Source organism: Vagococcus zengguangii (assembly GCF_005145005.1).
GTDB classification, from domain to species: domain Bacteria; phylum Bacillota; class Bacilli; order Lactobacillales; family Vagococcaceae; genus Vagococcus_A; species Vagococcus_A zengguangii.
The window spans coordinates 314947-336195 of the sequence record NZ_CP039712.1; the positions used below are offsets into that span (position 1 = coordinate 314947).

Consider the following 21249-nt stretch of genomic DNA (forward strand, 5'->3'; position numbering starts at 1 on the left):
TTAAGGAAGTTTTGTTCAAATTATGATATACTAAGAGGAAAATTGAACTTTTATTTTAGGGATTATTTAGGAGGGTAAACAATGGCGGACAAAAAGCCTTTTTATATCACAACACCAATTTATTATCCAAGTGGCAGATTACATATCGGTAGCTCTTATACGACGCTATTTTGTGATGCGATGGCTCGCTATAAACGTTTGACAGGACATGAGGTTTTCTTTTTAACAGGTCTTGATGAGCATGGTCAAAAAATTGAGCAAAAAGCAGAAGAAAACGGCATTACACCTCAAGAGTATGTTGACAGTATGGCGGTTGATGTTAAAAAATTATGGAAACATTTAGAAATTAATTATGATCATTTTATTCGTACAACTGATAAACAACACGTTGAAGTGGTTCAAAAAACTTTTGAGCGTTTACTAGCACAAGGAGATATTTATTTAGGAGAATACCAAGGTTGGTATTCAGTATCAGATGAAGAATATTTCACTGAAACACAATTAATGGAAGTTTACAAAGATGACCAAGGAAATGTCATCGGTGGTAAAGCGCCGAGTGGACACGAAGTAGAATTAGTCACAGAAGAATGTTACTTCTTCAGAATGGGTAAATATGCCGATCGTTTGATTGAACATTACGCTGCCCACCCAGAATTTATTCAACCAGAATCTCGTAAAACAGAGATGTTAAATAACTTCATTATTCCTGGTTTAGAAGACTTAGCGTTAACACGTACGACGTTCAAATGGGGAATTGAAGTACCAAGCAATCCAAAACACGTTGTTTATGTGTGGATTGATGCATTAATGAACTATTTATCAGCGCTTGGCTATTCAACTGATAATGACGCGAATTTCCAAAAATTCTGGCCGGCTAGCGTCCAAGTTATTGGGAAAGAAATCGTACGTTTCCATACCATTTACTGGCCAATTATTTTAATGGCGTTAGACTTACCTTTACCTGAAAAAATCTATGCTCATGGCTGGATTGTGATGAAAGACGGGAAAATGTCTAAATCTAAAGGGAATGTCGTTTATCCAGAAATGTTAGTGGAACGTTATGGTTTAGATGCGCTACGTTACTACTTACTACGTTCAATGCCTTTTGGTAACGATAGTGTCTTCACACCAGAAGATTTTGTTGCGCGCGTTAACTACGACTTAGCAAATGATCTAGGCAACTTATTAAATCGTACGGTTGCGATGATTAACAAATATTGTGATGGTTTCGTACCTAAATATGCGTCACACGTAACAGAATTTGATAGTGGTTTATCAACAACTGCTGCAAATGTGATTGGTAACTACCGTAAAGCGATGGAAAACATGGAAGTAAGTGTTGCCTTGCAAGAAATTTGGAGTTTAGTTTCTCGAGCTAATAAATACATCGATGAAACAGAGCCTTGGGTTCTTGCTAAAGATGAAGAGCGTCGCGCTGAATTAAATAGTGTGATGGTTCATTTAGCTGAATCACTACGTATTGTTGGGGTGTTATTACAACCAATGTTAACGCAGACACCAGGAAAAATCTTTAAACAATTAGGAATCGACCAAGTAGAGTTTAATATGGAAAGTATCCGTTTTGGAGAATTCCCAAATGATTGCAAAGTTATTAGCAAAGGGACACCAATCTTCCCTCGTCAAGACGCGGAAGAAGAGATTGCCTATATACAAGAAAAAATGAATGAAAAAGCACCTGCTAACTCAGTGGTTTGGAATCCTGAAGAAACAACTTTAGTTTCTTCTAAAGAAAAACCAGCTAAATTCGAGGACTTTGAAAAAGTTGAGTTAAAAGTAGCGGAAATCATTGATTGTCAAAAAGTAGAAGGAGCGGATAAATTACTACAATTCCGTTTAGATGCTGGGGATGAAGGTCATCGTCAAATCTTATCAGGAATCGCAGAGTTTTATCCAGATCCAAGTGAATTAGTTGGTAAAAAAGTGGCAATCGTGGCTAACTTGAAACCAAGAAAAATTCGTGGCCTAATTAGCCAAGGGATGATTTTATCTGCTGAATATGACGGAAAATTAAAAATGATTGAAGTACCAAAATCAATTCCAAATGGCTCAGAATTAGCATAAAAAAGATAAAGGGAGTGTGACAGACTCGTGTCACACTCCTTTACTTATGTGATTTTTTAACGATGAAGAAAGGAAGCATAGACGATGATTTTTGATTCACATACTCATTTAAATGTCGAACAGTTTAAAGATGATTTAAAAGAAACCATTGAACGAGCGCATGAAAATGGTGTGACTGAAATGGCGGTAGTTGGTTTTGATGAGCCAACAATTGAAAAATCTTTAGAACTGAGCCAAGAATATGCTAATATCCATAGTATTATTGGTTGGCATCCAACTGAAGCAGGGAGCTATACTCCTCAAATTGAAAGTAAGTTACAGCAATTATTAACCACACCAAAAGTGGTGGCACTTGGGGAAATTGGTTTGGATTATTACTGGATGGAAGACCCAAAAGACGTGCAAGAAAAAGTTTTTCGTCGCCAATTAGCGATTTCGCGTGAGATGAATTTACCGTTTAGCATTCATACGCGTGATGCAATGGAAGATACTTATAACATTTTAAAAGATGAAAACGTCCATTTAACCGGTGGCATAATGCACAGTTTTAGTGGCGATATTGAGTGGATGAAACGTTTCTTAGACTTAGGGTTACATATTTCATTGAGTGGCGTGGTAACCTTTAAAAAAGCAATAGAACTACATGAAGTGGCAAAAGTGGTGCCGCTAGAATCACTATTAGTGGAAACTGATGCGCCATATTTAGCGCCGGTGCCATTTAGAGGGAAACGTAACGAACCCGCTTATACGCGTTATGTTGTAGAGAAAATCGCTGAATTACGTGGTGTATCAGTTGAAGAAATCGCGCAACAAACGACCCAAAACGCGCATCGTTTGTTTAGATTAGGTGAGTAAGATGACACAGATAAAACCAACTATTCAAGAAATTGTTGTGGTGGAAGGTAAAGATGATACGAAGCGTTTAAAGCAGTTTTTTGAAGTCGATACAATTGAAACAATTGGCTCAGCCATCGATGAAGAAATTCTTGAACGGATTGCACATGCTCAAGAAGTTCGTGGGGTGATTGTGTTCACTGATCCTGACTTTTCAGGTGAAAAAATCCGCAAAACGATTACTAATTATTTACCTGAAGTGAAGCATGCCTTTATTTCGCGTAAAGAAGGTGCACCAATGAAACGTGGCAATAGTTTAGGGGTGGAACATGCCAGTGAAGCAGCACTGAAAGAAGCCTTAGCGAATGTGATGACGCCAAGTTTGAGTGTCGAAGATGAGATTCCTATAATCGAGCAGAAAACTCTAGTCAGACTAGGTTTATTAGCGGGACAAGGTAGTCGTGAAAAGCGTGAAAAGCTCGGTGATTATCTAAGAATTGGCTACACGAATGGTAAACAATTGCTAAAACGTTTGAATATGTTTAGAATAACGGAAGAAGAGTTAGTCGCTGCAATGCGTGAATTAGAAAGGAATAATGAATGACAAGAGAAGTAGCTAATCCTACCAGAACGAAAGAATTATTAAAGAAATATGGTTTTTCATTTAAGAAAAGTTTAGGCCAAAATTTCTTAACAGATTTAAATATTTTGAGAAATATTGTGGATGTGGCTCAGTTAAACGAGCAAACAAATGTGATTGAAGTTGGACCTGGAATGGGGTCGTTAACTGAGTTTTTAGCTAGAAGTGCTAATCAAGTATTAGCGTTTGAAATTGACCAACGCTTAATGGAAGTGTTAGCCGAAACGATGGGCCCTTATCCCAATGTTACAGTAGTCAATGAAGATGTCTTGAAAGCTGATTTAGAAAAAGTAACGTCAGAAGTGTTTGAAAACCCTGAGTTACCGATTAAAGTCGTGGCCAACTTGCCTTATTACGTGACAACACCCATCATGATGCACTTTTTAGAAGCGTCACTTGAAATTGATGAAATGGTCGTTATGATGCAAAAAGAAGTAGCAGATCGTATTACCGCAGGACCAGGCACAAAAGCATACGGTTCATTATCAGTGGCCGTTCAATACTTTATGGAAGCTGAAACCGCCTTTATTGTACCGAAAACAGCTTTTGTTCCACAACCTAACGTTGATTCTGCGATTTTACATTTAACCAAACGTGAAACACCAGCTGTTGAGGTGTACAACGAAGATAAATTCTTTGCGTTAGTACGTGCATCATTCCAACAACGTCGTAAAACATTATGGAATAACTTAACGAGCTATTTTGGTAAAGATGAAGCAACCAAAGAACGTTTAGAAGCTGCTTTAGCAGCGTGTGCGATTGATCCTAAGCGTCGTGGTGAAACATTATCATTACAAGAATTTGCTGATTTAACGAATTACTTGTACCCTGCTAACAACTAAAAAGTAACAATCTAAGACGAGGTCATGGGCCTCGTTTTTTTCTTTGTCAAAAAAAATTTCGTTAAAAACTCGGAGAATTATAGCTGAGAAACGTTGTTTTGTAAGGGTTTTCTTTTAGTATTAATTTTTCTAATACTTCTCATAATTTTTGTTAAGTATACGCTTTCATTTTCATAGTCTATCATGAAGATATCAAAAACAAACCAAAGGGGAGAAACAAAATGGCAAGAAGCGAAAAATTAAAAGAAATGTATCCTTTCGATATGTATGCGTTTGCAAACGGATTAACTGAAGGGGAACTAACTGTTTTACAAAATGTTCGCAACTTTTTAGAAAACGATATGAAGCCAGTTGTTAATGAACATTGGGAAAAAGCAGAATTCCCATTTGAAGCGTTCAAAGGGATTGCTGAAACTGGTATTATGAATAGCCCGTTATTATTTGAAGGGCGTGAAGGAGCTAGAAAACCTAGCGAATTATATAACGCGTTCTTATACTTTGAATTAGCAAAAGTGGATGCATCATTAGCAACTTTCTATACAGTACATGGTGGTTTATGTTATAACACGATTTTATTAGGTGGTAGCGAAGCCCAAATCGAAAAATATGCGCCAAAAATTGCGTCATGGGAATGGCAAGGTTGCTTCGGTTTAACTGAACCTGATCATGGTTCTGATATTGCAGGTGGATTAGCAACAACAGCTGAAAAAGTTGGAGATAAATGGGTTATCAATGGTGAAAAACGTTGGATCGGTGGCGCGTCAACTGCCGATGTTCTACCTATTTTTGCTCGTGATAAAGCCGATGGTAAAATTAAATGTTTCATCGTTAAAGGTGGCTCACCTGGTTTATCAGTTGAAAATATCAAACACAAAGTGGCATTACGTCAAGTTCAAAACGGACATATCACATTAGAAAATGTCGAAGTGCCTGATGAAGATCGTTTAGAAAATGTTAACGGCTTTAAAGATGTCGCAAGAATTTTACGTTCAACGCGTGCTGACATTGCTCATTTAGCAACAGGGATGACTATCGGCGCAACTGAAGCTGCTTTGAAATATATTAAAGAACGTGATCAATTTGGTCGTAAATTATCAGGTTTCCAATTAGTACAAGAAAAAGTTGCTCGCATGCAAGCTAACGTAGTAGCAACAATGGCTTACTCAATCCAATTAGCAAATATGCAGGAGCAAGGTCACTTCTTAGAAGAAAACTCAGCTTTAGCTAAAATGCATAACGCGATGAGAATGCGTGAAACAGTTGCTTGGGGACGTGAAGTTTGTGGTGGTAATGGTATTACGCTTGAAACAGATGTGGCCCGCTTCTTCGCTGATGGTGAAGCTATCTACTCTTACGAAGGAACACACGAAATCAATGCCTTAATCGTTGGTCGTTTCTTAACAGGCGTGGGGGCTTTCGTATAATCAAGTAACACATGAGTTAACATACAAAACATTCATTCAAACATTAAATAAAAACAACCTCTTTAGACATTTGTAAAAATTTGACATTCACACATAAAAAACCGCTGCTTAGTCACCAGCGGTTTTTTTGTATGAGCGCAATTTTATGAAAACGTATGCATTTATAGTAAGATGAGAGTATATAAACGCAATAGGGGAGTTTTGTCAGATGGATATTCAGCAGTTATATTATTTTATGAACATAGTCGAATGTGGGTGTAATTTATCGCTGGCCGCTAAGAAAATACATATCACGCAATCAGCGTTGAGTCAGTTGATTATTAATTTTGAAGCAAACGAAGAGTTGACACTTTTTTACCGTAAGAATGGTCGTTTAGACTCGTTGACACCGAGTGGGGAGAAGCTATATGCGTACGCACAGCAAATTACGAAATTACATGAACAGATGAATGAGATGGTCCGTAAAGAAGCGGCTAAACAAAAAGGGACGATTCGTATCGGGTTGCCGTCGCTTATTTTAAGGATTTTCTTTTCGTCGTTCTTTCCTAAGTTGATGATGGATAATCCTAATATTCAGCTAGAAATTGTCGAAGGTGGTAGTAATTATTTAAGAAAAATGTTGTTTCAAAACGATTTAGATTATGCGATATTAATTGAACCAACGAGTCTTGATCCGAAAAGTTTTGAGGAGCATGTCATTCAAATTGATGAAATGACGGCCTTCGTCTACCATACCCATCCGCTAGCGCATAAGAAAAAATTAGCGTGGCGTGATTTAGAGCCATTTCCAATTGCGACGTTTAATGAAACCTATACAACGTATGAATTAGTTACCGAAAAATTAGCAGCCGAAAAGAGTGAGGCTCAAATTAAATTAACTTCTTCATCGTGGGACTATTTAGTAGAGGCCACTCAAGAATCGAATATTGTAGCGGTGTTACCGTCACCAATTGAACGGACGATTGATCCAAACTTATTTGTCGAAATTCCGTTTAAAGACCCGATTCCATTTAACGTCTTATTATGTCGCCCAATTAAAGGAACCTATAACGATGTGGAAGGGTTAGTTTATGAGTCGATTTTAAGTTATTTTTATCAACCGATCGTCGATTAACACGTGCAATTTTTTCACAAACTTTATTTAGCAAAAAAATTAACCTTGAAATAGAAAACGTTTTCTTGTGGACGTTGCTATTTCAAGGTTTTTAAGTAACTATTAAATTTGCTAATAGTTTTGATAATATTTACTTGTTAGATTTTTTGTGAAAATGGCTTTATGATAAGAGTGTCAAAAGAAATAAAACGTTTTCATAAATATAAATCAGGGGGAAACATTAACATGAAAGAAGTAGTCATTGTAGCAGCAAGAAGAAGTCCAATTGGAAGTTTTGGCGGAAGTTTAAAGAATTTATCAGCCGTTGAATTAGGTCAAAAAGTGGTTGAAAAAACCTTAGCTGATCTTAAGTTGGATCCAAATTTAGTCGATGAAGTCATTTTAGGGAATGTTTTATCAGCCGGTTTAGGGCAAAATGTTGCGCGCCAAGTTGCGTTGAAGTCAGGTTTACCACAATCTTCATCTGCTTTAACGATTAATAAAGTTTGTGGTTCAGGATTGAAAGCGGTTATATTGGCAGCCCAATCGATTATGTTAGAAGAAAACGAAATCGTGATTGCCGGTGGAACTGAAAGCATGAGCCAAGCTGCTTATGTCTTACCAAATCATCGTTGGGGTGGCCGCATGGGCAATGGTGAAATCGTGGATACCTTATTAAAAGATGGTCTAACAGATGCATTTGATGGGATTCACATGGGAATTACAGCTGAAAATATTGCAGAAAAATTTGGCTTTACGCGTGAAGCACAGGATGCTTTTGCGGCAAGTAGTCAAAACAAAGCTGAAGCTGCCGTAACGTCAGGTCGCTTTAATGATGAAATCGTTGAAATTGAAATTCCCGTTAGAAAAGGTGACCCAATCAAATTTAATCAAGATGAGTTTCCACGATTCGGCTCAACGGCAGAAGGATTAGGAAAATTACGTCCGGCTTTCAAAAAAGATGGTACGGTAACAGCTGGTAACGCATCAGGTGTGAATGATGGGGCAGCGATTTTAGTGTTAATGAGTCGCGAAAAAGCTGAAGAACTAGGAATGGAAATTTTAGGAACAATTGCTTCTTATGCAACAGCAGGTGTTGATCCGACGATTATGGGGACAGGGCCAATTCCATCAACGAAACGTGCGTTGACAAGAGCAGGCTTAGAAGTAGCTGATTTAGATTTAGTGGAAGCTAACGAAGCTTTTGCTGCCCAAGCAATGAGCGTAGTCCAAGAGTTGGGTCTAGATGAAAGTATTACCAATGTTAACGGTGGTGCAATTGCTCTAGGACATCCAATCGGAGCAAGTGGGGCACGTGTCTTAGTGACGTTACTACATGAGATGAAAAAACGTGAAGCTAAAAATGGTTTAGCAACGTTATGTATCGGCGGAGGCCAAGGGATTTCATTAATTATTAAACGTGATTAAGCTTAAATAAAGCTAAGGGGGAAAACGATGATGAATGACACAGTTGATAAGATTGAAAAATATGCAGATGAGGTATTAGTTGGAGCAGCCAGATATTATGACCAAGTTGAAGAATTTCCAGAAGAACACGTAAAAAAATTGTTTGACCTAGGTTTTTTCGAATCATTATATCCCAATAATACGGTCACTAATTACCAAGCATATTTAGCAAACCTAAGCAATGTGAGTCATCATTTTCCTGCTTTAGCAAGCATCATGTTGACGCAAGAAAGCCACGCTCTATGGCCATTTAGTCAATTCGGTACGGAAGAGCAACAAGCGGACTATTTCAATCAATTACTGACCGGTCAACAATTTGGAGCCTTTGCTTTAAATGAAGAACATTCAGGGAGCGATTATACTGAAATGGAAACAGTCGCTCGTAAAGTTGAAGGGGGCTGGCAATTAACGGGTGCTAAACAATATATATCGAATGCACCAGTAGCCGAAGTTTTTTTAATCGCGGCTCGGATCGAACAAATAAATGAAGAAGATACTTATGGTGTGTTTATTGTTAGGCGTCAGGTTAAGGGGTTTGAAATAGGACTTACAGAAGAAAAAATGGGGATAAAAGCTTTGCCAGTTGCGAGCTTAGTCTTAAACGAAGTCTTTGTGGCAGAGAGTGCTTTACTAGGTGGGCAATTAAATGGTGAACAACAAATTCGCTCGATTTTAAATCGTAACCGTTTAGCCGTTACTGCCCAAGCCATCGGCATTTCCGAAGGGGCCATGAAACGAGCGTTAGGTTACGTGTCACGCAAGCGAAATATCGGTAAACGTCTAATTGATTTACAAAATACGCAATACAAATTAGCCGAGATTGAAACAAAGTTATTTGCAGCCAATGCGCTACTAAACCAAGTGGTGATGACTAATCCTGATGATGAGCGCTTAGTTGCAATGGCTAAATTAACAGCGTCAAACGACGCAATTGAGACGACGGAAACCATTATTAGTTTAGTCGGTGGCTATGGTTATATGAAACACAATGACATTGAACGTCTAATTAGAGACGCGAAAATTACTGCTATATATGGTAGTTCGTCAAATCGTTTGAGAAAAATTATTGCCGATCCTTGGACGAAATAAGGAGAATCATGAAGATGATTTAGGCAAAGGAAACTTAATTTAGGGAATATAAGAAAGGTGAAGAATATGACAATTGAAAAAGTAATGGTAATCGGATCAGGACAAATGGGTAGTGGTATTGTCCAAGAATTAGCAACAGCTGGCTACCATGTTTATATGAATGATATTAAAGAAGAGTTTGTGACACGTGCTTACGACAAAATTGAAAGCGCATTAAATCGCTTAGTTGAAAAGGGCAAGAAATCAGCCGAAGAGGTTCAAACGATTTTAGCCAATATTCAAACATCGGTTTCTTATGAAGATGCTAAACAAGTTGATTTAGTCATTGAAGCGGCGACTGAGAACAAAAACATTAAGTTAGATATTTTCCGTCAATTAGACGAGTTAACACCTGAACATGCGATTTTAGCAACGAATACTTCATCATTATCGATTACTGAGATAGCAGCAGTGACGAAACGACCAAACCAAGTCGTAGGGATGCACTTCTTTAATCCAGTGCCAGTGATGAAATTAGTCGAAATTAATCACGGTCTAGCAACGGATGAGGCAACGATTGCGACCATTAAAGAAGTCGCTGACAAAATGAACAAAGTGTCAATCGAGATTAAAGACTCACCAGGTTTTGCGGTTAACCGTATTTTAATTCCGATGCTAAACGAAGCCATTTTCGTGTTAGGTGAAGGCGTCGCAACGGTTGAAGAGATTGATAAATCAATGAAACTAGGCGCGAATCATCCAATGGGACCATTAGCTTTGGCTGATTATATCGGATTAGATACTGTGTTAGCGATTATGAATGTATTATACGATGGCTTCAATGATCCAAAATATCGACCAGCACCATTACTTAAAAAGTACGTTGAAGCAGGTTGGTTAGGTAAGAAATCAGGGAAAGGGTTTTATGACTATGGAAATTAATCAAACATATAACTATCTTTCGTTAGCGATTGAACAAGGAATTGGGACGTTAACAATTGAACGCCCAAAAGTGTTAAATGCTTTAAGTACCGAAGTATTAGAAGAATTAGAGTTGATGTTAGACGATATCGCGATGATGGAGACAATCGATGTCTTATTAGTAACTGGTGCAGGGGAAAAAGCCTTTGTAGCAGGAGCCGATATTGCTGAGATGAAAGAAAAACGCGTGTTTGAAGGCCGTGCCTTTTCAGAAGTTGGGAATCGCGTCTTCAGTAAATTAGCGAACTTGAGACAGCCAACGATTGCGTGTGTGAATGGTTTTGCTTTGGGTGGTGGTTGCGAGTTAGCTTTAGCGTGTGATATGCGTCTAGGAGCTGAAAATGCGAAATTTGGACAACCTGAAGTTGGTTTAGGCATTATCCCAGGCTTTGGTGGGACACAACGTTTAGCGCGTTTAGTTGGGACAGGTATGGCAAAAGAATTAATTTTTACAGGCAATATCATCGATGCCAAAGAGGCACATCGCATTGGATTATTAAATCGTGTGGTACCGGCTGAAGAATTAATAACTGAAGCCCAAAATTTAGCTAATCAAATTCGTAAAAATGCGCCATTAGCAGTTGAATTGAGCAAAGAAGTAATCGATCGTGGGTTAGAAATGCCAATCGAACACGGATTACGTTTAGAAGCGGAAGTATTTGGTTCACTCTTTTCAACGGAAGATCAAACCGAGGGGATGGACGCCTTTTTAAACCGTCGCAAAGCCTCATTTACTAAACAATAAAAAACTTAATGATAAAAATAATTTAAAGGAAGTGTACGAACATGATGAATGGAACATTAGTTGCTGATAGAGTAGATTTACAAGGATTATATCAAGAAAAATTGATGACGGCTGAAGAAGCAGTACGTTTAGTTAAACCAGGACAAGGAATTATTTTTCCGATTATGCCAGGTGAGCCTAAAGCGTTATTAGATGGTATTCGTGGATTAGAAACATTAGAGGATAATCGTTTATATCGTATGCTACCAAGTTTCCCTGTCGTTGATGCACCTAAAGATAAATTACGCCAAATCTCGATTTTCTTATCAGGGATGGACCGCAAAGCGATGAACTCAGGAACAGTTGATTTATTACCTAACCATTTTTCTGACATTCCTTCTATTTTATTAGAGCGTGAAGAAGGTCGGATGGTTATCATGGCAACCGTTGCGCCAATGGATGAAGACGGATATTTCTCATTAGGTACAAGTCCTTCTTACGTGGCATCATTAATTGATAAAGCTGATACGATTATTTTAGAAGTGAATGAATGCATGCCGCGTACGTTTGGTATCAATAACGGCATTCATATTAGTCAAGTCGCAGCGTTAATTGAAAATAATATCGATTTGCCAGAATTAGGTAGTCCATCTTTAAATGACAAAGATTTAGCGATTGGTAAAGAAATTGCCGCTAAAGTGAAAGATGGCGACACGTTACAAATTGGTTTTGGTGCCATGCCTAATGCGGTAATGGAGTACTTAGTCGACAAACGCCACCTAGGCTTACATACGGAGATGCTACCGGAAAGATTAGTTGATTTAGCTGAAAAAGGTGTAATTGATAACAGTCAAAAAGAAATCGATACTGGTAAGTCTGTGGCAACTTTTGCGATTGGGTCTAAACGTTTATATGAATTCATGGATAATAACCCAGATATTTTAATGAACCCATGTGACTACACAAATAGTTTTGAAGTTATCAGTAAGTTAGATAACTTAGTAGCCATCAATTCATCAGTTGAAGTCGATTTCTTAGGTCAATGTAATTCAGAACGTGTGAAGAGTACGTATTATTCTTCAACAGGTGGACAGTCTGACTTCATGAAAGGTGTACGTTTAACAAAAAATGGAACCGGTATTATCTGCTTGTATTCAACTGCTAAAAATGATGAAATCTCTACGATTGTTTCACATTTATTCAGTGGCGCACCGGTTGCAACCTCAAAAAATGATATTGATACGGTTGTCACAGAATTTGGAAGTGCTAAACTAAAAGGGAAAACAATTTCAGAACGTACTGAGAGCTTAATTAAGATTGCTCATCCTAAGTTCCGTGATGAATTAACGGAACAAGCTAAAGCGATGGGTTACTTAGCTTAGCCAGACGTCTAAGAAAAGAGGGGAACCATGAAGTTAGATCAATTAGTTTTTGGCGAGATGACACTGACATGGTTAGAAGGTGGTACAACCGCAATGGATGGTGGTGCAATGTTTGGTGTCGTACCCAAACCATTGTGGAGTCGTAAGTATCCTTTTAACGAAAAAAATCAAATTGAATTACCAACTGATCCGATGCTGATTCAATATCAAGGACAAAATATGTTGATTGATGCTGGAATAGGTAAGGGAAAGCTCACGGATAAACAACGTATGATTTTTGGTGTCTCTAGAGAGTCAGAAGTCGAGGAGAGTTTAGCGACGTTAGGCTTAACGCTAGCCGATATTGATGCCGTGTTAATGACCCATTTGCATTTTGATCATGCGAGTGGCTTAACGGCACAAGTCGGAGTAGGAGAGTATCGTTCAGTATTTCCGAATGCAACTATTATCGTCAATGAAATGGAATGGCAAGAAATGCAGCATCCTAATATTCGTTCTAAGAGTACGTATTGGGAATATAACTGGCAACCAATTGTTGAACAAGTGCAAACCTATCAGGAGAGTTTTGAATATTTACCAGGAATTGAATTAATTCATACGGGAGGTCATAGTGAAGGCCATGCGCTAATTAAACTGACGCAAGGAGACCAAGTGCTACTCCACATGGCAGACATTATGCCAACCCATGCGCACCAAAACCCATTATGGGTGCTAGCCTATGATGACTATCCAATGACATCCGTTTTTGCGAAAGAAAAATGGATGAAGGAAGCATATGAAAAAAATTATAGTTTTATTTTCTATCATGATGCATTTTATCGTATGGTGAAATGGGACACACAAGGCAAAGAAATAGTAGAATCACTGAAACGAACAAGAGCACGTGAAATTTAGGGAAAAAACTTATAATACCAGGAATTAAATCTGAAGTCGTAACTAGTAATAGTTGCGGCTTTTTATATGTCTAGGTAATTTTATTTAAATTATTTACTAAAAAAAAAGAAACTTTTGTGAAAAAGGACAAATTTTATATACAGCCAAATGAAAACGTTTTATAATCGAGTTATAAGTTAGTTATATTAAGCGAAAATAGGAGGGGAAACTAAGGTAGGTAAGCACTTTGTTGGTAGGTTTATCACGGTTTAACAAGTTAGAAGCAAGGAGCTGATTGTTAGAACGTTGTTTTATTTATTGGAAATGTAAGCGTATTATTTTTGATGGTGGATATATTAGCAATAAAAAATATAATGAGGAAGTAGGAAAGTCAACATGGTAGATATTAAATTAAAACACATTCAAAAAAAATATGAAGGAAATGATAAATATTCAGTAACAGATTTTAATCTGGATATTAAAGATAAAGAGTTCATCGTTTTTGTAGGACCATCTGGTTGTGGTAAATCAACAACTTTACGTATGGTGGCTGGTTTAGAAGACATTACAGAAGGTGAATTATGGATTGGCGACACATTAATGAATGATGTGGCCCCTAAAGACCGTGATATCGCGATGGTATTCCAAAACTATGCGTTATACCCACATATGTCAGTTTATGACAACATGGCATTTGGTTTGAAATTACGTAAATATGACAAAGCTGAAATTGAACGTCGTGTAAAAGATGCGGCTGAAATTTTAGGATTATCTGACTACTTACAACGTAAACCGGCAGCTTTATCAGGTGGACAACGTCAGCGTGTGGCGTTAGGACGTGCCATCGTTCGTGATGCGAAAGTATTCTTAATGGATGAGCCATTATCAAACTTAGATGCGAAATTACGTGTGGCGATGCGTGCTGAAATCGCTAAATTACACCAACGATTGGAAACAACAACTATTTACGTTACCCATGACCAAACAGAAGCGATGACAATGGCAGATCGTATCGTTATTATGAAAGACGGTATCGTCCAACAAATTGGTTCGCCAAAAGAAGTGTATGACACGCCAAACAACGTCTTCGTAGCTGGCTTCATCGGCTCACCAGCGATGAACTTCTTTGATGCACGTATTGAAAACGGGTATGTGGTAAATAATGATGGCTTAAACTTACGTATTCCAGAAGGTCAATACAATATGTTGAAAGCGAAAGGATACGAAGGAAAATCAGTAACATTTGGTATTCGTCCGGAAGATATTCATACTGAGCCAATCGCTTTAGATACCTACAACGAATCAATCGTTAACTCTAAAGTAGTCGTATCCGAATTGCTTGGTGCGGAAACAATGCTTTATACAACATTAGGCAACACTGAGTTTATCTCACGTGTCGATGCTCGTTCTGCTTATGTGCCAGGTCAAGAGGTTAAATTAGGCTTTAATGTAACAAAAGGTCACTTCTTTGATAAAGAAACTGAGCAAGTGATTCGCTAATAGTACCCCTAAATGAAAATATCCTCTTGATCAATCGAGAGGGTATTTTTTTATGAACTAAGAGTTCCGCTAGTGTTAAATATTTGTTTTAGTTATAATAAGTTAACACTTTTATAAAGGAGCGTATGCCTATGATTACGATTATCACCGGCAGTACACATGCTGGTAAGACAGCGCTAGCTCAAGCGTTACTTGAGCGTGAGCAAACCCCGTATTTGTCGATTGATCATCTGAAAATGGGGCTCATTCGTGCAGGCCATACGTCATTAACCCCATTGTCAGAAGATTCAGAATTAACGGCGTATTTATGGCCGATTGTGGCAGAGATGATAAAAACAGCTAGTGAGAATCGACAAGATTTAATCGTTGAAGGTTGCTACGTGCCAGCTGATTGGAAAAGTTATTTTACGACAGCGTATTTAAATGATATTCGTTTTGTCTGTTTAATATTATCTGAATCCTATATCAAGCAATCGTTTGACCAAATTGTTCAACAAGCATCGGTTATAGAGCAACGCCTGGATGATGAGTGGTTGACCCCAGAGTTATTAATTCAGGATAACAGACAGTGGTTAGAAGACTGTCAAATACACCAGTTACCATATATTTTAATTGAAGAGGTATATGATCAAGCGATGATTATTGAACAACTTATTCAACAGTCGGATAAATGAAAGAAGGAGATGACCGTTTTCAGACATCTCCTTCTTTTATTTTTATATAATAAACTCGCTTTCAATCCCGAAATGATCGCTAACTACGGGACTATCTTTACCGTCAAATTTGATTTGATAAGTATTGAATTTGATGTTGTGCCCAAAAATAAAATCGATACGTAATTGTTGCGTATTATTTTGCCAACCGTCGATGTTCTTTTCAACAGTAAATTCACCATAGGTTGCGGGGGCTTCGATAAAGGCGTCCGTAAGGGTTAAAGGGCTAGCCATTATTAATTCATAACCTTCATCAGGTAGGTGGGCGGGATTATTGAAATCACCAGCTAAAAGTAGACAATCGCTAGTTGGAAGCTGATTTGTTAAGGTTTGCCATTCATAAGCAAAGCCAGTGTGTTCATCTAACCACCAAGAATAATGACCGCTGACAATCGTTAAAGAATGATTGTCTAGTTCTGTTTGTCCGATTAAAACCGTACGTGTGCGGTAATCAGTTGGCTCGTGACTCTCAGAAATAGTGAGTTGTTGGGTAGTAAGTGGTGTTTTGGAAAGAAGCGCCACACCTTCTTCGTATTTGTCATAACCGATATGATTATACGCCCAGCCCCAGTAATAGTGCTGACCTAATTCTTTCAGACGTTCGACTAATAAGAGAGCGAAATTATCTGTTTTAATCATCATTTGTGCCTCATCAGTCGGGCAGAAGTACTCATCTGTTTTGGCAAGTGGTGACGTGATTAACTGATTGACTTCTTGTAACGCCACCAGTGAGTAATTTTGTTTGCTGATTACTTGAGCAAGTTGTTGGAGTTTTTTAAGTGGTTCTGTTTCCAACCAACTATGGATGTTTAGGGTAAGTAAGGTGTGCGTCATGGTTAAACTCCTTTAATTCAGTTGTGTTTATTATAGCAAGAAAAAGAGATGTGAGCACCATTGCCACATCTCTTTTTTTTTAGTAAGTTAAATGTGTAATGTTCCAACCGTTTGACCAGCAATGACTGGCGTGTTTACTTGTTCAATTGCTACGTGATTAACTTTGTCACTATTAGTGAAGACCACAATCATTGTGACTTGCTTACCTTCTGCTTTAATCGCGTTTAAATCAGCAATCGCAATTTGTTCGCCAGCTGTCACGTGTTGTCCTTCTTTGACCGTCACGCCAAATGAGTTGTTTTTAAGTGACACAGTATCGATACCCATGTGAACTAAGACTTCAATTCCATCCTCTGTTAATAAACCAATCGCGTGTTGCGTTGGGAAGATGCTAGTAACAGTACCAGAAACTGGGGCAACGATGTGGCCGTTAATAGGCTCTACGGCAAAACCTTCGCCCATCATTTTAGTTGAGAAAACAGGATCGTTAACTTGTTCAAGTGGTAAAACTTCCCCTTCAGCTACTGCTACTAAAGCAACAGCTTTGTTTACAAAGTTAGTTGTTGGTTCTTCAATGGATGAACTAACGGTTGTTGTCACACCAGTAACTGGTATTTCAACGTTTGAATCTAAGACATCTTGAATATCTGATTTTAAAATATCAGCTTTAGGACCGTATACGGCTTGAACACCGTTGTCTTTAACGATTAAACCTAAAGCGCCAGCTAATTTCCAAGCGTCTTCGTTGCCGACTTTCGTTTTGTCTTTAACGGAAACGCGCAAACGTGTCATACAAGCATCAACGTCTTCAATATTTTCTTTTCCGCCTAATAGATTGATGATTGAGACTACTTGACTGTCTAATTGATCGTTTGAAGTTGCTTGTTCAGTAGTATCACTACCATTATCGTAGTTACCGTTACGACCAGGTGTGGCAAAATTGAACTTTTTGATTAAGAAGTTTGCTAAGAAATAAGTTAAGACAGCAAAAGCAAGTGTAACTAAGACGAAATTTAATACATCGCCGCTTAGTCCGGCTTTGAAAGAAATAGGTAGGCGAGTGGCTAATTCGATGTTACCGAACGAGTGTAAACGTAATGGTAAAATATCTGCCATCGCAAAGGCAGCCCCTTGAATTACTGCGTAAACAGCGTATAAAGGAATCGCTGCGAACATAAACATGAATTCTAAAGGCTCCGTTACACCAGTTAAGAAAACAGCTAAAGCAGCTGAGAAGTACATTGATTTGTATTGTGCACGTTTGTCAGCATCCACGTTACGATACATAGCTAAGGCCATTCCCATTAAAATACCTGAAGCACCAATCATTTGTCCGACTTTGAAACGAGCAGGTGTCCAGCCGTTTAAGACTTCTTTATACTGTGCTAAATCACCAGCGCCTTTGAAGTTTACTAAGTCAGTCGCCCAAGCTAACCATAATGGATCTTGTCCGAATACTTGTGTCCCAGCTTGTGCGCCTGAAAGAATTGTGTAGCTACCACCTAATTGGGTGTAGTTAATAGGAATCGTTAACATATGGTGTAATCCAAATGGTAATAATAGACGTTCTAAAGTTCCGTATAAGAACGGTGCTAAAATTGGTGCAGTGTCTTGTGATTCAGCAATCCATAACCCGAAGTTATTAATACCTGCTTGAATATAAGGCCAAACAAGAGCTAAAACGATTGAAACAATCGCAGACCATAGAATAACGACAAATGGTACGAAGCGCTTACCGTTAAAGAATGATAAAGCTTCAGGTAGTTTACGGAAGTTGTAGTATTTGTTGAAGGCATTAGCTCCAACGAAACCAGCGATAATCCCCACAAAAACGCCCATGTTTAAAGCAGGTGCTTCTAATACGCTAGTAAAGAATCCGTTTACCATAATTTTTGTTCCAAACAAGGTATGAGTGAATGCTTCTGGATCTTTTAGCATATCACCAGTTACACCAAAAATTGAACCAGTAATACGGTTGATTAAGACGAAGGCAATCCCTGCAGCGAAAGCTCCACCAGCACGTTCTTTAGCCCAGCTACCTCCAATAGCTAAAGCGAATAATAGATGCAAGTTTCCGATAATTGCCCAACCGATATTTTCGATAACGCCTCCTGTTGTAACTAAAGCGGCCACGTCGGGGTTAATTAAGGGTAATGATTTCCCGATACTTACCATTAAACCAGCGGCAGGCATTACTGCGATAACAACCATCAAGGCTTTCCCAAATTTTTGCCAAAACTCGAAACTGAATAATTTTTTCATAAATAATTCCTCCTAAGTAAAAATTTAATCCACTGCATAATGTTGTGCAATCGATTTCGCTTATTGGAGTATAATATAATTTTTTTTTTTTGTAAACCCTTAAATTTAAAAGATAAAGATATTAGCACTTTATATAAGTAAAATAAGACTTCTTTTGGTTTGGGAAATAATTTTTATTAAAAAGATTGACTTTCGCAATCGGTTGCGTTTATTATTAAAGCAACAAGATATTTATAGCAGGAGGAGAACATGATGCAACATATAAAAAGATTATTTGATATTAACCCTTGGAAAATTAGTACAACACAGTTACACAAAGAAGATTTACGTTTACAAGAATCGCTAACATCTATAGGTAACGGTTATATGGGGATGCGTGGTAATTTTGAGGAAGATTATTCGGGTGACCATCATTCAGGTTCTTATTTAGCAGGTGTTTGGTATCCAGACAAAACGCGTGTTGGTTGGTGGAAAAATGGCTATCCGGAATACTTTGGTAAAGTGATTAATGCGGTAAACTTTATCGCAATGGATATTTTTGTTGATGGAATAAAAGTTGACTTAGCAACACAAGACGCAGAAGACTTCTATTTAGAATTAGACATGCAAAATGGTTTATTAACTCGTCAATACACATTAAAAACAGCGAATGCTACCTTAGCTTTTACCTTCAGACGTTTCTTAAGTTTGGCAACAAAAGAGCTAGGCGTGATGTCACTTGAAGTTAAAGCGTTAGCTGGTGAGGCAGTCGTTAAAGTGGTGTCTAAATTGGACGGCGATGTGCGTAACGAAGATAGTAACTATGATGAAATGTTCTGGGAACATAAAACAAGTAGCGTTGAAGGTGGCGTAGGTTTATTAACAACTGAAACGATTCCAAATAACTTTGGTATCGAGCGTTTTGCAGTGACAGCAGTGATGAAAAATGAAACAACTGCGGCTTTAATGTCAGAAACAGCAGAAGACTACTTAGTAACGCAAACGTATGAAGCACACGTAACACCTGATACTAGCTTCAACTTAACAAAAAAAGTCGTGATTGTCACAAGTCGTGATATTGAAGCACCGAATCAAGCTGAAAAAGCCATGACATTATTAAACGAGGTAACGGAAGATTTTGACACTTTGTTAGTAGAACAAACAAACGAATGGGCAAAACGTTGGGCGTTAGCAGATGTCGTGATTGATGGCGATGATGAAGCACAACAAGGTATTCGTTTTAACTTATTCCAATTGTTCTCGACTTACTACGGCGAAGACGCACGATTAAACATCGGACCAAAAGGCTTTACCGGTGAAAAATATGGTGGCGCTACTTATTGGGATACAGAAGCGTATGCTGTGCCATTATACTTAGCGCTAGCTGATCCAGAAGTAACGAAAAACTTATTAACTTACCGTCACAATCAATTACCGCAAGCACAACACAATGCGCGTCAACAAGGTTTAGCAGGTGCATTATATCCAATGGTAACCTTTACGGGTGTGGAGTGTCATAACGAATGGGAAATTACGTTTGAAGAAATCCATCGTAATGGCGCGATTGCTTATGCGATTTATAACTATACAAATTACACAGGCGACGAAAGTTATGTGAAAGCAGAAGGGTTAGAAGTGTTAACGGAGATTGCACGTTTCTGGGCAGACCGCGTTCACTATTCTAAACGCAAAGATGCATATATGATGCACGGAGTAACTGGTCCTAACGAATATGAAAACAATGTTAACAACAACTGGTACACGAACTACATCGCAGCTTGGGTCTTAAAATACACAGCTGAAATGTATGGGAAATTCCACGCTGAAGCAACGGTGACAATTTCAGATGACGAATTAGCGAAATGGTCTGAAATCGTGGAAAAAATGTACTACCCACAAGATGAAGAACTAGGTGTGTTCGTTCAACATGATACGTTCTTAGACAAAGATTTAATGCCAGTCGCTGACTTAGAGGCAGAACATTTACCATTAAACCAAAATTGGTCATGGGACCGTATTTTACGTTCATGCTTCATCAAACAAGCGGATGTGTTACAAGGCTTATATTTCTTTAACGACCAATTTACACGTGAGCAAAAACAAAAGAACTTTGAGTTTTACGAGCCAATGACGGTTCATGAATCATCATTATCACCATGTATCCACTCGATTTTAGCAGCGGAATTAGGCATGGAAGAAAAAGCGGTTGAAATGTATCAACGTACAGCGCGTTTAGACTTAGATAACTACAACAACGATACAGAAGATGGGTTACATATTACGTCAATGACGGGTAGCTGGTTAGCGATTGTGCAAGGTTTTGCGCAAATGAAAACAGCTAACGATACCCTAAGTTTCGCACCATTCTTACCATCGATTTGGAACGGCTATGCTTTCCACATTAACTACCGTGGTAGCTTGTTAGAAATCAATGTATCTAAAGCAGGTGTGGTGATGAACTTAGTATCTGGACCTAGTCTAGAAGTAACAGTTTATGACCAAGTGTATACATTAACTGATACTTTAACCGTTACGTTGAAGGAGGCATAAG

General features: G+C 38.2%; 17 protein-coding genes. 15 read left to right on the plus strand and 2 right to left on the minus strand.

Annotated features, from left to right (window positions below; all coding sequences use genetic code 11):
* The first annotated feature begins 81 nt into the window (after positions 1-81).
* The 14 genes from metG to FA707_RS01635 all read left to right on the plus strand — a co-directional run bounded on the left by metG (position 82) and on the right by FA707_RS01635 (position 15584).
* Positions 82-2082, plus strand: a complete 2001-nt coding sequence (gene metG, locus FA707_RS01570; RefSeq protein ID WP_136952580.1) for a methionine--tRNA ligase — start codon at positions 82-84, stop codon at positions 2080-2082.
* A gap of 84 nt (positions 2083-2166) precedes the next feature.
* A complete protein-coding gene (locus tag FA707_RS01575) occupies positions 2167-2937 on the plus strand; it encodes a TatD family hydrolase (protein WP_136952581.1) in 771 nt (256 codons plus the stop codon).
* A 1-nt stretch (position 2938) separates the two neighbouring features.
* The gene (gene rnmV / locus FA707_RS01580; RefSeq protein WP_136952582.1) at positions 2939-3520 is read left to right on the plus strand and encodes a ribonuclease M5; all 582 of its coding nucleotides are present in this window, start codon (positions 2939-2941) and stop codon (positions 3518-3520) included.
* Entirely contained in the window at positions 3517-4398 is an 882-nt protein-coding gene (gene rsmA / locus FA707_RS01585; RefSeq protein WP_136952583.1) for a 16S rRNA (adenine(1518)-N(6)/adenine(1519)-N(6))-dimethyltransferase RsmA, read from the plus strand. Before rnmV ends, rsmA begins: the two co-directional genes overlap by 4 nt.
* Positions 4399-4619: 221 nt before the next feature.
* Positions 4620-5822: an acyl-CoA dehydrogenase FadE gene (gene fadE / locus FA707_RS01590; protein WP_136952584.1), complete on the plus strand. Its 1203-nt coding sequence runs from the start codon at positions 4620-4622 to the stop codon at positions 5820-5822.
* Between the two features lie 208 nt (positions 5823-6030).
* A complete protein-coding gene (locus FA707_RS01595; protein ID WP_136952585.1) occupies positions 6031-6936 on the plus strand; it encodes a LysR family transcriptional regulator in 906 nt (301 codons plus the stop codon).
* 225 nt (positions 6937-7161) lie between these two features.
* Positions 7162-8343 carry an acetyl-CoA C-acetyltransferase gene (locus tag FA707_RS01600; protein ID WP_136952586.1) on the plus strand — a complete coding sequence of 394 codons (1182 nt, stop codon included), beginning with the start codon at positions 7162-7164 and terminating at the stop codon, positions 8341-8343.
* 27 nt (positions 8344-8370) lie between these two features.
* Positions 8371-9471 carry an acyl-CoA dehydrogenase family protein gene (locus tag FA707_RS01605; RefSeq protein ID WP_136952587.1) on the plus strand — a complete coding sequence of 367 codons (1101 nt, stop codon included), beginning with the start codon at positions 8371-8373 and terminating at the stop codon, positions 9469-9471.
* Between the two features lie 66 nt (positions 9472-9537).
* Positions 9538-10392: a 3-hydroxybutyryl-CoA dehydrogenase gene (locus tag FA707_RS01610; protein ID WP_136952588.1), complete on the plus strand. Its 855-nt coding sequence runs from the start codon at positions 9538-9540 to the stop codon at positions 10390-10392.
* Entirely contained in the window at positions 10382-11176 is a 795-nt protein-coding gene (locus FA707_RS01615; protein WP_136954144.1) for an enoyl-CoA hydratase-related protein, read from the plus strand. Before FA707_RS01610 ends, FA707_RS01615 begins: the two co-directional genes overlap by 11 nt.
* 41 nt (positions 11177-11217) lie before the next feature.
* Positions 11218-12537, plus strand: coding sequence for an acetyl-CoA hydrolase/transferase family protein (locus FA707_RS01620; protein ID WP_246032331.1), 1320 nt, complete (start codon positions 11218-11220; stop codon positions 12535-12537).
* 27 nt (positions 12538-12564) lie between these two features.
* Entirely contained in the window at positions 12565-13431 is an 867-nt protein-coding gene (locus FA707_RS01625) for a YtnP family quorum-quenching lactonase (RefSeq protein ID WP_210409626.1), read from the plus strand.
* A 375-nt stretch (positions 13432-13806) separates the two neighbouring features.
* Positions 13807-14910, plus strand: coding sequence for an ABC transporter ATP-binding protein (locus tag FA707_RS01630; protein WP_136952589.1), 1104 nt, complete (start codon positions 13807-13809; stop codon positions 14908-14910).
* Between the two features lie 131 nt (positions 14911-15041).
* The gene (locus tag FA707_RS01635; protein ID WP_168177328.1) at positions 15042-15584 is read left to right on the plus strand and encodes a P-loop nucleotide/nucleoside kinase family protein; all 543 of its coding nucleotides are present in this window, start codon (positions 15042-15044) and stop codon (positions 15582-15584) included.
* Positions 15585-15626: 42 nt separating this feature from the next.
* Here the strand turns inward: FA707_RS01635 and FA707_RS01640 are convergent, their stop codons facing one another.
* Both FA707_RS01640 and FA707_RS01645 read right to left on the minus strand, forming a co-directional pair.
* Complete coding sequence (locus FA707_RS01640) at positions 15627-16457, minus strand: endonuclease/exonuclease/phosphatase family protein (protein ID WP_136952591.1); 831 nt, start codon at positions 16455-16457, stop codon at positions 15627-15629.
* A gap of 87 nt (positions 16458-16544) precedes the next feature.
* Positions 16545-18719: a PTS transporter subunit IIBC gene (locus FA707_RS01645; RefSeq protein WP_136952592.1), complete on the minus strand. Its 2175-nt coding sequence runs from the start codon at positions 18717-18719 to the stop codon at positions 16545-16547.
* A gap of 252 nt (positions 18720-18971) precedes the next feature.
* Here FA707_RS01645 and mdxK point away from each other — a divergent pair, with 252 nt between their 5' ends.
* On the plus strand, positions 18972-21248 hold the full coding sequence (gene mdxK / locus FA707_RS01650; protein WP_136954147.1) for a maltose phosphorylase MdxK: 2277 nt from the start codon (positions 18972-18974) through the stop codon (positions 21246-21248).
* Position 21249 lies beyond the last annotated feature (1 nt).